Annotated in this window: 14 protein-coding genes, 1 pseudogene and 1 riboswitch; of the genes and pseudogenes, 11 read left to right on the top strand and 4 right to left on the bottom strand. The window is 47.4% G+C overall.

Annotated features, from left to right (window positions below; translation table 11 throughout):
• Positions 1-48: 48 nt before the first annotated feature.
• The 3 genes and pseudogenes from ASG81_RS29560 to ASG81_RS03555 form a co-directional block, all read left to right on the top strand.
• Positions 49-204, top strand: a pseudogene (locus ASG81_RS29560) (sugar nucleotide-binding protein); the annotation flags it as partial.
• Between the two features lie 96 nt (positions 205-300).
• Positions 301-519, top strand: a complete 219-nt coding sequence (locus ASG81_RS03560; RefSeq protein WP_155971162.1) for a DUF3973 domain-containing protein — start codon at positions 301-303, stop codon at positions 517-519.
• Between the two features lie 483 nt (positions 520-1,002).
• Entirely contained in the window at positions 1,003-1,332 is a 330-nt protein-coding gene (locus tag ASG81_RS03555; RefSeq protein ID WP_056629280.1) for a helix-turn-helix domain-containing protein, read from the top strand.
• A gap of 12 nt (positions 1,333-1,344) precedes the next feature.
• Here ASG81_RS03555 and ASG81_RS03550 read toward each other — a convergent pair whose 3' ends face one another.
• Positions 1,345-1,506 carry an anti-repressor SinI family protein gene (locus tag ASG81_RS03550; protein WP_081417100.1) on the bottom strand — a complete coding sequence of 54 codons (162 nt, stop codon included), beginning with the start codon at positions 1,504-1,506 and terminating at the stop codon, positions 1,345-1,347.
• Positions 1,507-1,524: 18 nt separating this feature from the next.
• Positions 1,525-1,608, bottom strand: a riboswitch (cyclic di-GMP riboswitch).
• Between the two features lie 199 nt (positions 1,609-1,807).
• On the opposite strand from ASG81_RS03550, the gene ASG81_RS03545 reads away from it, so the two are divergent.
• On the top strand, positions 1,808-2,572 hold the full coding sequence (locus ASG81_RS03545) for a metallophosphoesterase (RefSeq protein WP_056629274.1): 765 nt from the start codon (positions 1,808-1,810) through the stop codon (positions 2,570-2,572).
• Between the two features lie 137 nt (positions 2,573-2,709).
• On the opposite strand, the gene ASG81_RS03540 is transcribed toward ASG81_RS03545, so the two are convergent.
• Together ASG81_RS03540 and ASG81_RS03535 are read right to left on the bottom strand one after the other, a co-directional pair.
• Positions 2,710-2,988, bottom strand: coding sequence for a hypothetical protein (locus ASG81_RS03540; RefSeq protein ID WP_056629272.1), 279 nt, complete (start codon positions 2,986-2,988; stop codon positions 2,710-2,712).
• Between the two features lie 51 nt (positions 2,989-3,039).
• Positions 3,040-3,336 (bottom strand): DUF3055 domain-containing protein, encoded by a 297-nt coding sequence (locus ASG81_RS03535; protein ID WP_200961414.1) that lies wholly within the window; start codon positions 3,334-3,336, stop codon positions 3,040-3,042.
• Between the two features lie 151 nt (positions 3,337-3,487).
• On the opposite strand from ASG81_RS03535, the gene ASG81_RS03530 reads away from it, so the two are divergent.
• Positions 3,488-4,579, top strand: coding sequence for an HRDC domain-containing protein (locus ASG81_RS03530; RefSeq protein WP_235548715.1), 1,092 nt, complete (start codon positions 3,488-3,490; stop codon positions 4,577-4,579).
• Positions 4,580-4,613: 34 nt separating this feature from the next.
• Here ASG81_RS03530 and ASG81_RS03525 read toward each other — a convergent pair whose 3' ends face one another.
• Complete coding sequence (locus ASG81_RS03525) at positions 4,614-5,624, bottom strand: zinc dependent phospholipase C family protein (RefSeq protein WP_056629269.1); 1,011 nt, start codon at positions 5,622-5,624, stop codon at positions 4,614-4,616.
• A gap of 167 nt (positions 5,625-5,791) precedes the next feature.
• Here ASG81_RS03525 and ASG81_RS03520 point away from each other — a divergent pair, with 167 nt between their 5' ends.
• From ASG81_RS03520 to ASG81_RS03495, 6 genes are all read left to right on the top strand, one after another.
• Complete coding sequence (locus tag ASG81_RS03520) at positions 5,792-6,253, top strand: chemotaxis protein CheX (protein ID WP_056629268.1); 462 nt, start codon at positions 5,792-5,794, stop codon at positions 6,251-6,253.
• A 77-nt stretch (positions 6,254-6,330) separates the two neighbouring features.
• Entirely contained in the window at positions 6,331-7,104 is a 774-nt protein-coding gene (locus ASG81_RS03515; protein ID WP_056629266.1) for an SDR family NAD(P)-dependent oxidoreductase, read from the top strand.
• Positions 7,105-7,130: 26 nt separating this feature from the next.
• On the top strand, positions 7,131-8,600 hold the full coding sequence (locus ASG81_RS03510) for a DEAD/DEAH box helicase (protein WP_056629264.1): 1,470 nt from the start codon (positions 7,131-7,133) through the stop codon (positions 8,598-8,600).
• Positions 8,601-8,714: 114 nt separating this feature from the next.
• The gene (locus tag ASG81_RS03505; protein ID WP_056629262.1) at positions 8,715-9,929 is read left to right on the top strand and encodes an S-layer homology domain-containing protein; all 1,215 of its coding nucleotides are present in this window, start codon (positions 8,715-8,717) and stop codon (positions 9,927-9,929) included.
• A gap of 120 nt (positions 9,930-10,049) precedes the next feature.
• Positions 10,050-10,799: an ABC transporter ATP-binding protein gene (locus ASG81_RS03500; protein ID WP_056629261.1), complete on the top strand. Its 750-nt coding sequence runs from the start codon at positions 10,050-10,052 to the stop codon at positions 10,797-10,799.
• Positions 10,799-12,046 carry an ABC transporter permease gene (locus ASG81_RS03495; protein WP_056629255.1) on the top strand — a complete coding sequence of 416 codons (1,248 nt, stop codon included), beginning with the start codon at positions 10,799-10,801 and terminating at the stop codon, positions 12,044-12,046. The genes ASG81_RS03500 and ASG81_RS03495 overlap by 1 nt, the downstream gene beginning before the upstream one ends.
• Positions 12,047-12,070 lie beyond the last annotated feature (24 nt).

Genomic DNA, 12,070 nt, shown 5'->3' with positions numbered 1-12,070 from the left:
GCTTTCGCGATTAATACTTTCGGCATTAGGAATATCGTAGTAGTTGTATTAAATTCCCAATATTTTATTGTACGAACCTCATGGGTTTACGGAGCGCATGGAAATAATTTTGTGAAAACATTATTGGTGTTAGCTCAAGAAAAACATTCGTTATCGATCGTTCATGATCAAGTGGGCAGTCCCACGTATTCGCAAGAAAAAGCACCTAACCATTGATTTGTTACACTTTGTATCATATAATGAATAACGAATACATATTGTAACATAATGCAACATTTGGATGTAGGTTAGGAGGAGTCAATGATGGTTAACACGGATATGGTATATTGTGTTGAATGTAAATCAATCACGGCGAAAGGAAATGCTGAGAAGATTTTCAAAACAGGTTTTTATAATACAACGATTCCTCTGGGTCAATGCAAGGAATACGCGAGCATGAAGAGCCAAGAAGCGGATATTGATATCGTAGGCGGTACGCAGGAATGCTATTCAGACTATGCGATGCCCTTATCTTTATAGGTCTAGAACGATTTTGCCTATAGCCCCAAGAGAATGTGAAATTGAGATAAGGGTGGCATGAGTCAGTAATGAATGGAAAGCCGTGGAAATGATGGGTTATTAGTTGCGGATGTTCGCTGTTGGCAGGGAGATTCAATTGAGCATCAGAACTGGACAAAGAGTTAATTAATATGTTTATTTATGTAAGCGTTACCATAAAGGAATGCGATAATTCAATCGAGGGGACTAAGGATTAGACAATAAGAGAGTATTGCGACAAGAAAAAAAGAGAAGGAAAGCCCCATAAAATAGCCGTGATTACTTGTGCCATTAAGTAATTACATCACGTCTAAGCTACGCTCAAGACAGGGGCAATCCTACACTCTATAAATTGGAATTTGACCACTTCAAAAAAATAGTCATTGCTTATATGCTTTCGCAATCGAACATTATTCGTTATAATAGTGGGTAGTTTACAACGATGTAATAACGGAGGAGTTTGTTATGATTGGTGAACGCATTCAGATGCTGCGCAAGAGAAACGGTCTTTCCCTGACTGAGCTTTCCCAAAGGGCAGGCATCGCAAAATCTTACCTGAGTTCAATTGAACGAGGGCTTCAGCAGAACCCTTCGATCCAGTTTCTCGAAAAGGTAAGCGGAGTATTAAACGTTAGTGTAGAAGAATTACTGAATAGCGATGAGTCTGAGTCTAAGTCCGACCATCTTGACCATGAATGGGCTGATTTAGTAAGAGAAGCTATGGCCTCTGGCGTAAGTAAAGATCAATTCAAAGAATTCTTAGAGTTTAACAAATGGAAAATTAAGCGCGATTGATGATATGTATTCCTAGACAGCTGTTTCTTGCATATCATCCTTTCCGTTTTCCTTAAGAAGAAGAAGGGCTTTGCGAATATCCTCTTTGCTTAAACCCAAAGTTCGAGCGTCCATGATTAATGCTACCCATTCCATATCCAGGTCCTGATTGTTTTCAGACTTTGCAAGCACCATATACCCATGTCCCCCCGATTGGTTTTGGGACGGTTGCACCACTGACTCCATGCGTTTAAGGTGCCCAAATACTAAGCGCATATCAACGTCTCCCTATGTTTCTCATTTTCTTAATATATGTATTATAATGCAGTCCAAATGCATATGTTGTCACTTTTAGTCTTACATATATGAGAGATTATTACATTTTTTGTCGAATTACATAAAGATTTACAGCGACGTAGAATAAAAGGCCTGGGACTATATAGGGATAAAAACGATTAAGCGCTTTCAAAATTAAACGGTTAAAGGAGGGCCGCGCATGAATATTTTACTAACGATTGTGGCATCCATGCTTCTCTTGTATATCTTTTTTATTTTCCCGACGCAATGGTTGAAGATCGAGCGGGTTCGTCATCCGATTGGCATACATAAACGTATATTGCAAATCAGCGATCTTCACGTAGATATGCTGCGTGTCAGCCCGCAGCGGATTCGGCAAGCTATTGAAGCGAACAAGCCGGACTACATTTTTTTGACCGGAGATTATACATACAAGGAACGGTACCTGCCGCGCGCGGGACATTATTTCAAAATCATTGCTAATTATGGCGTTCCTGTCTTTGCGGTCTTAGGTAATCACGATTATGACCTGCCCCGGCTAAACCGGCTGCTCGACTTATTTCAAGCATACGGCATTAAGGTGCTTCTTAACGAGTCCGTATCGCTTCCCGATTTTCAATTGGTCGGTATCGATAACGATAGTACCGGACACAGCAGGACCGAACGGTCTTTCGAAGGTGTTGGTAATGAAAAGCCGGTTGTGGTCATTACGCATGATCCTAATGTGCTTCTTAATATTAAGCGCCCATACGACTATCTGATGGCAGGTCACCTGCATGGAAAGCAGCTGAACGTGCCGTTCTTTTTTGCGTTAAAGCCTAAGGGGCCTCTAGCCGCAAAAGGAATATACAAAGGGCTGCATACGGAACAGAACGGCGCTTTCTACATCTCGAAAGGCATCGGTCAAGCGGGCGTTAATGCAAGGTTTATGGTTAGAAGTGAAATAACGGTTCATGATCTATAAACCGGAAGCCGCAGCTATTCAAATACGGAATCTCAGCGGCTTGCCTTCCGGAATTGAGAATCAAACTACAACGCGGCGTTAGAAAAAAGCCCTTGGCTGGCACGCATTACTGCGTGCCGGTCAAGGGCTTTGTGTGTTTACGGTTCGTCATGTACTTCAGGAAATGGTTGGCCGTACTCGTCTTCTCCGGGGTAGTCACGCGACAATCCCGCATGAAGCGCGCGATTTTCATAGCTGAAGGGGCTCAGTGACCGCTGGTCAATTCTCCATGGTGTGCTCTTGCCTTTAGATTCCATCCGCAGGTCAGAGCCATACGGGCCATCCGGGAACTCCTCCGGAATGAGGTCGTTACGCTGCGATTCTACTGTCGATACATCTGTATACGGCTGGCGATTCTCATGTGTAAACCGATCCATCAGCAAACTCCTCCTGAAATGGTAATGTACTACCATTTCAGTGTACCCCGATTAATCGGTAAAATGCACCGTACCGACAACAAAGTATAAGAATTGAACGAGCTCGGCAGCTTCTTCCTCCGTAAGCTTAAACGTATATTCAAGATAGCCTTCTTCTTCCAAGTCATCAGGGCCAATAATCGCTGTTTTGCCAAACTGCAGGTCGGTAACCAGCTTCTTGCCATAAAAACGGTTAGTGGACGTAATAGCAAGGTCAAAGCGTTTCAAGCTAGGACCGATAAACGTTACGTATCTCGTTGAAGTTTCTTCCGTTGAATCGGACATAAAATCAAAATCAGGCAGCAGCATGTTGTATAGCCTCCACTCCATTAATACAATCATTATACAACAACAAAATGCTTGTAATAAAGAAATCATTATGATAGCATAAAAGCAATCGAATCATTGAACGTGAGTGAGGAAGCACCTCCTTTGCCTTAGGCAAAGGAGGTGCTTTTTTTTGTTTCCGGCATTCTGGCCTACTGTCCGGAATACCGCCCTGCCGTTCAATACATTCGCGATTACATCTATTTATTGGAGGATTGAGGCAAACATGCAAATCGTATTTTTGAACACGTTCGAGAAGCCCGGCGAGGGTAATCATGTCGTGAGCGCCCAGCTGTCTATTTGCGAGAGTCAGGGCGTATGGGCAGTCATGTGGGTGGAGGGCGAGGAGGATGGCGGCGATCAGCAAACCTGGTTCGAAGGCACGTCGTGGGAGGAAATGATCGTGGCCTTTCGGCACGGGATTGCAAGGGTGATGGGGGAAGGCTATGCACCGATCATTGACGGCATGCTGGATGACCGCCGTACTTTCGCAGGCAGCTTCGTAATGATGCTGCAATGCTATGGCGAGCTCCATGCCGATCAGGAGCTCTTTCAATCGCTGCGAGAATGGCGCCGAACCAAGGCGATCGCAGAGAAGCGTTCGGCTTATCTTATCGCTACCAATCGGATGCTATGGATGATTAGCGCTTTCGTACCGAGGACGGCGGAAGAGCTGACTCAAATACCCGGCTGGGGCAGCGCTAAGCATGCCTCCTATGGGCTGGAAGTGCTGGAGATAACGGGAGAGGCCAGCCGTGAATCGGAATTTCCGCTGCAATGGGTTGAGGAAAAACTCGATTCGGCGGCATATACGCAGTGGTTGTATAAACAAAAGGAAACGAAATATAAAGCATTGATGGACCGACAGCTGGCCAAAAAGCATATCTTGACGACGGTGCAGCAGGGCGGCACGCTTGAGCAGCTCGGGGCTGAGCTGGAGCTGTCAAGACGCGAGCTGATGGACCGGATCGAGCAGCTGGAGCGGGAGGGCTATGATTTTGAACCGCTTATTACGAGAGAGCTGAATGAGGTGCCTGAGAATGAGCAGCAGCTCGTATGGGAAGCTCTTTCACAGGTAGGCGATAAATATTTAAAGCCTGTGTTGCAGCAGGTATACGGCACAACGGAAGCTTCCCAGTTCGATAAACCGGTTGATGTGTTATATGAGCGGCTGCGGCTGATAAGGCTGCGTTTTCGAAGAAGCCTTACAAGTAAAGCGGTTTAGCTAAATCACAGGTCTGACGGAGGCTCCTATACATTTAAGGAGCCCTCGTTATGCCGGGCTGGTCGGCCCATACCGTTTCCGCAAAGCGGATCGCAGCTCCGGAGTCGCAAATGAGACCGGTTTCATAGGAACGGTTGCCGATGAAAGCGATGGCCTCTTCGCGCAGCTGCCGTACAAGGATGCGATCCTCCTTTGTATACTGGGGACCCTCATGAGCCCTTAACCAAGTGAGGACAGCGCTTATGACTTGGACGGCATCAGTTATGGCTTGCTCCCATAACGTCCATACGCTTTCATGATGATAGGTGCTGCCGTCTACCGGGTCAAGCCAAGGCTGCTCCGTCAGGTTTAAGACATCAAGATGCAGCGCTTCCCGCTTGTACACAAAAGGCTCAATTTGTCCACACGTAAGCTTTCGGCGTATCCCTGTCGGATCATGGAACAAACGCTGCGCAGCCGTAAAATCGCGGTTTGCTTGATTCCAATCCTCACGGCGTATAAGCGGAGCCAGCTCCGGGTAATAGGCCGCGGTTATCGATTCGAATGCATCTACAATCGCAAGGGGAAAAGCCCCCTTCGTATCAATCTGCTTCCAAACTGCGGTCTTCCACGTTTCGACTCCCCACAGCTCGCGTGCAATTACCGTATCCATCATAATTTCAAATCGCTGATGGTCCCATTTGCGAAATCCTGACTTGCTAAATACGTATGGATGCAGGTTCCGGTCAAGGATATGGTGCAAAATAAAGCCAAGCGCATATAGGATAGAGGAATCAGGACGTGTAGAGCAGGCTGACCGGCCATTAACGCAATCCAGCATTTCTACGAGCACCGGACCGCAATTCCGGTTATGCATTTCGGTTCCTAAACGGTTTAAAGCCACACTTCGCTGCCATGGGAAAAAACGATGATAAAATAAAAAGTCTGGTCCTTGGCAGCCCATATTAAAAATATTTTTTTGTTCGTCGGACTGAATAAGTCGCGTTTCCCCAAGCTTTTCAAGCACTAGCTGTCCGAATATGAAATGAGCCCACACATTAGGCATTGAAGAGACACCTCCATGCATATACATAATTCTACAGTTTTCGTTAAGGGATTTTAGTTCTTTTGATATACATTCATTTAATAGTATACTTGTCCTAGGTAATTAAGTATAATAAAAATTAAATTAGACAAAGCGCGAATTTTGTCAAAAAGGAGCGTATCTTCATAATGAAGGCAGAATACATAAATCCGTTTCTTGAATCTGCAAAAATCGTAATTGAGCAAGTCGTACAAATTCGTCCTGAGACAGGAAAACTTGGTCTCAAAGATATTAAATTTGTAGAGAACTACATTTGGATTCAAATCGGGCTCAACGGACAGATGAACGGTGATATTGTATTCGGGCTCAGTGAAGAGGTAGCTATGAAAATGGTTTCTGCGATGATGGGTGGATACGTTATTTCTGAAATCGACGAAATCGTAAAGAGCGCAATTTCTGAGCTTGGCAACATGATTAGCGGAAATGCCAGCACGATGCTGTTTAACCAGGGGGTTAGAGTAGATATTACACCTCCGAAGGTTATCCAGTCTGCTCAATCGGCAGGCTTTTCCACACAGAAGGCGTTGACGGTCCCGCTCATTATGGAAGGCATCGGAGAACTCGACATCCAAGTTTTAATCGCATCTTAGCACAGAAATGGCTCCTTAGGGAGCTTTTTTTGCGTCTGTAATACCAATCAAGTAAACTTGTAAATGGGTGATGTTGGATGTTAAATGGTAAAGTGGTTTTCATCTCCGGAGCATCAAGCGGAATCGGAGCGTTAACCGCAATAAGACTGGCTGAACGGGGTGCGATCCCTGTGCTGACCGGGCGAAACATACAGAAGTTGAAGGAGACATCTGCTGCAATAAAGGGAAAAAGCTCGTTCTATCAGATGGATGTGACTGATAACGAACAAGTAAAGCAAACGGTGGAGGCTGTCATTGCGGAATACGGAAAAATAGATATATTGCTGAATAATGCCGGTTACGGCCAATTCGAGTATTTTATGAGCATGCCTGTGGAAAGCTTTGAACAAATGATGGACACAAACTATATGGGGGTCGTGCGCTGCACAAAGGCTGTTATTCCTCATATGGTGAAACAAGGGAGCGGGCATATCGTTAACATCGCTTCCTTGGCAGGAAAAATAGGCACCGCGAAATCAACCAGCTACACCGCTACGAAGCATGCCGTACTCGGTTTTACCAATTCGCTTCGGATGGAGCTAGGCGGGCAGGGAATTCAGGTGTCTGCAGTTAATCCGGGTCCGATCGATACTCCTTTTTTCTCGCAGGCTGATCCTTCAGGCTCTTACGTGAAAAATGTCAGTTGGTTTATGATGAAGCCAGAATACGTCGTCAAACGGATTATTCGTTTGATCGAGCGTAGAAAGGCTGAGCTTGACCTGCCGAAAACAGCATCTATGGGTATAAAGCTTTATCAATTGCTGCCACGAACGGTCGATCGGCTGTTCGGCGGTTTATTGAATCGAAAATAAAGGCTGGAATGAGAGAGGATTAAAGAATGAGCAAGTACACTTGGAATGAGATTGGTATTAATGAGCTGCTGGCGAATAAGCTTGTTGCAAACGGAATTGTAGAGCCAACGGATGTACAGGCCGAGACGATTCCGATTCTGCTTGGAGGCAGCAACGTGTCAGCAAGGTCGCAAACAGGCACCGGCAAGACGCTGGCTTATTTATTGCCGCTGCTTCAGAAGCTAAATTCGTATTCGAATGCGATACAAGCGGTTATTTTGGCTCCGACGCAGGAGCTTGCGATGCAAATCGTTCGCGTAGCGGAAGCGTACGCGGAGCCGTTGGACATACGCGTTCAGCAATTGATTGGAGGAGCGGCGCTGAAGCGTCAGGTCGAGAAGCTGAAGCTGCGTCCGCATCTCGTTATCGGAACGCCTGGAAGAATTCATGAGCTGCTAAAGCTGCGCAAGCTTAAATTGAATGACGTCAACAACGTCGTTATTGATGAAGCGGATCAGGTGTTTCAGCTCGGCTCGACGAAAGAGGTCGAGATTATTTTGCATAGTGTGGGCCAAGGCCGGCAAATCGCTTTCTTCTCCGCGACGTATCCTGATCTAATGGCTCGCTTCGAAGGACGCTGGATGAAAAATCCGGAGCGCATCCAAATTACGCCTGAGCACCGCGTATCGCAAACGGTCGACAATTTTTATATCGTTAGCGATAAACGGGACAAGACGGATACGGCGAGGCGCCTTGTCCGCCTGCTGAACCCGGCATCTGCGCTGCTCTTCCTGAATGATACCGACAACATATCGAACTGGGAATCGAAGCTCAGCTATGAAGGCTTTACCGTTGAGGCTCTGTATGGCGATGCGGACAAGCAGCGCCGGGCAGCTACATTAACGCGTTTTCGTGATGGACGCTGCCAGCTGCTGCTTGCGACTGACGTTGCGGCTCGCGGTCTCGATATTGAAGGTCTGCCGCTCGTTATTCAGCTTGATCCGGCAGCAGACGCGGATCATTATGTGCATAGAGCAGGCCGCACCGGCCGAATGGGACGTGCAGGTACGGTCGTATCGATCGTGACGCCGCAGGAGCTGTTCATTATGGAGAAATTCCGGAAGCAGCTCGGCATTGATTTGACGGAACGAACGATGTTTAGAGGCAAGCTGCTTACGGAGGAAGAGATAAGGGAAGCGACACGTCCATTTGCGGCTCGTCATGAGGCCAAGCTCGCAGAGCGTTCGGATGAACCGCGGGCGAAGCGGCCGATTGAGCGAAAGGAGCCTTCTCGCGCAGCGGCGGAAGCGAAGCCGGAAACGGATAAAGCGCGCATAGCATCGGCGGAACCGAAGACGGAAGCGGTTAAAGCACGTATAGCGTCGGCTGAACCGAAGCGAGCGGCAAAGCCGGCTCCAAAGCCTGCTCCTAAGAAGGTGGAGCGCAAGCGCGAAGGCAAAAACAAGGGCGCTCCAAAATGGTTGAAAGCTAAACGCGAGGATGAGAAGAAACAATAAAATAAATTTATTTTGACAGCCACCCTCTTAAATCGATTACCCCCTCCCGAAACGTATGGGCGAAGGTAAAAAGCGGCAAAATCCGCAATCGAAAAAAGGAGTGTGGCTTTCTTAATGAAACAAGCAATGTGGAAAAAGACAGCAATTTCCTCGCTTGCACTGCTAATGCTTGCAGGCGGAGCGACGTCAGCTTTTGCAGATGGCGGTAATGGGGATCGTGACGATGATAGAGAACGTCATGAGGACAAAGACGATAAAGATGATGATAAGTATAAAATAACGTGGCAATTCGAGGACGAGGATGACCTGAAATGGGCTATGGAATACATTATGCGACTGGCGTCGAAGGGTGTATTTACCGGCTATGAGGATGGAACATTTAAACCGCATCAAAAAATTAGCCGCATTGAGACATTGACTGCTGCGGTTAGATTGATGGGTCTTCGTGAGCAAGCAGAATCGGCAGCAGAAATGAACACCGACCTGCAATTCAAAGACGCTAAAAAAATCGAAAGCAAATATCCATGGGCTGTCGGTTACGTAGCTGTGGCACTCGAAAATGATCTGTTCTCCGAAACGGAAACAGAAGTGAAGCCGGAAGCGAATGCAACAAGACTGTGGTCTACGATCCTTCTTATTAAAGCGCTTAAATTGGAAGACGAGGCAAAGGCTCTCAATAATACGAAGCTGGACTTTAAGGATGCGAAGGAGATCCCGGCAGGATCTGTCGGATATGTTGCGCTTGCTCTGCAAAAAGGTATTATTACGGGTTATAATGATAAGAATGGCAAAACGTTCCGTCCGAACCAACCGGTTTCCCGTGCAGAACTCGCAGCGCTTCTGGATCGTACAGATACGGAAATGCCGGATCAGGATGCGCAAGCGATTACAGGCAAGCTGAAAGCTGCACCTGCGGATAACAAGCTGACTTTGGTAAAAGCGGATAACACGGAAGCTGTTTTAGCGATTGACTCGAATGTGTTCATTTTCCGTGATGATAAGAAATCGCCTTTAAGCGCGCTGCGTGCGGGTGATGAGGTGCTTGTACGTACATACCTCAATAAAGTCGTCTTCATTGAGGTTACGAAGTCTGCTCCTGAAGTTATTTCCTTCTCGGAGCTAGGCGTCATTAATACGCTTACGTTCAACGCACAAGCGAAGCTTGCGACGATTTCGATCTCGCGTATTGAAAACTTTCAGACGGTTGTCCTTATTTATAATGTCGATGCAAACGTTGCAATTACCGGGGATGCATCGCTGCTGAAGGCTGGACAACTTGTTCAGGTCAAGGGCGAAAACGGAACGGCAAAATCGATTGAAATTAAATAAGAAACAAGAAATAGGAAAGAAGCATCACCCCTCGCGGTGATGCTTTTTTTTTGATCTTAGGCGGATTATTCGGTATGCTGTTTATTAGCTAGAACTAAATTGGATGTTGAAGGTGATAGGATGGAGCCCATACTGCAGGTGAATGAATTAACAGGAGGCTATAGCCCGAGAAGACCCGTTCTGCATAATATCTCCTTTGAAGTGAGGCCCGGCGAAATGGTAGGCCTTATCGGTTTGAATGGCGCGGGTAAAAGTACGACAATCAAGCATATATTAGGCTTAATGAAGCCGCAGGCAGGGGAAGTAAAGGTCGACGGCGTTACGCTGGAGGAAGAAACCGTGCGTTACCGCAGCGCGTTTGCATATGTACCGGAGACGCCGGTGCTGTTCGATGAGTTAACGGTGGAGGAGCATCTGCGTTTAACCGGGATGGCTTACAGCGTACAAGTCAACCAGTATGAGGCAAGGGAAGACGAGCTGCTGAAGCAGTTTCAGATGATGCCGAAGCGAAAGGCTTTTGCCTCGCACTTATCCAAAGGAATGAAGCAGAAGGTTATGATTATGAATGCGCTGCTTGCAGAGCCGCCGCTGTACATAATCGATGAGCCGTTTCTGGGGCTTGACCCGCTCGGCATTCGCTCCTTGCTCGAGCGGCTGGTCGAGGTGAAGCGCAAGGGGGCGGCCATTCTTATGAGCTCTCATATTTTGTCCACGGTCGAAACCTATTGTGACCGGTTTATCGTCATGCATCATGGAAAAGTTGTCGCTGTAGGCACGCTTGAGGATGTCAGGCAAGCAGCCGGAATGGACATGCGCGGCGGTTCCTTGGAGGATGCCTTCTATAAGCTAGTCACTGGAGGCCAAGTCTAATGAGCCGCGATTATAAGCTTGAAACGATGTGGCATTTGCGGGCTAAGGCTTTCCGCGAGGAAGCGATGCCTTATTTTCGCTACATGGGGCAAAGCGGCTTTCCGGCTTTTATGTCCTTGATCATTATCTCTTCCGCTATTTACTATATAAGCTTGATTCGTCATATGCCTGCCAGCTTTCCCTTTGCAACGGTCGGCGTTATCGCATTGACGCTTGTACTGAGCTGGAGTCCGCTCCGAACCTGGCTTGCCGCAGGAGATACCGTATTTTTAATGCCGCGCGAAGCGGAGATGACCGGCTATTTGCGTCTCTCGTTTCGTTATACGTCGATTGCTTGTTCTTTTCTAGCCGCAATTGTGCTGCTTCTTTATCTGCCGATCTATAATCAAGGTCCGGCTATTGGCGGAGGCTGGGCGCTGGCTGTCGCCGCAGCAGCTCTGAAGGCAGGCAATGTATGGGGAGCGTGGAAAGAGCGGCAGATGACATGGCCAGGCATGAGACGGCTTATGCGGCTGCTGCGCTGGACAGCTACAGCACTATCGCTTGCGGTTTGGCTTAATTGTCCGGTTTGGCAGGCGGCGGCATTTACATTACTCATTGGCGTTTTATATGGTTTGCTTTACCGGCTTCCTGCCAGGCACCGCTTTCCTTGGGAGAGGCTGATTGACGAGGAAGCAAAAACGCGCAAGCGCTATTATGTTTTTTTTGGACTATTCATCGACGTGCCGTCCCTTCCATCCAGCATTGCCAAAAGACCTTATTTGACGTGGGTGCTTCGCGTGGTCCCCTATACGAATCGCAATACGTTCGTGTATCTGTATACGGCATCGCTGCTAAGGACGGAGATGGGCGGCATTATTATTCGGCTGCTCTTGCTCGGCTGCCTGATCATTTATTGGTTTGCAGATGATATATCGCTGTCCGGTTATGGCTGTATTCTCGTATTTGGCATATTCATGGGACTAATAGCAGTCCAATTAGGCGGTCTGCGGCATATCCATCGCCATTCGGTATGGAAGCATGTATATCCGATGCCTGAAAAGCAGCGAGCCTGGCAATATATAAAGGTAGACCGGGTGGCTATGGTGTTGTGTACGGCGCTGCTATGGTTATTTGCTGCTTTGCCGCTAGCCTTTTCGGGCGTGTTTCTTCCTGAGCTTGCAGCGGCAGCTTTGGCACTCGTGTACATCGCCATTCGGCCGGCACGTCTTCGCAAGAAGCTCATCATGGATGAGGATGAGGATTGAAAATAAAAATAACCCCCTAGGAGG

The organism is Paenibacillus sp. Soil522, assembly GCF_001428245.1.
GTDB lineage: Bacteria > Bacillota > Bacilli > Paenibacillales > Paenibacillaceae > Pristimantibacillus.
The sequence above is the reverse complement of the archived record's forward strand: the minus strand, read 5'-3'. Positions and strand labels throughout refer to the sequence as shown.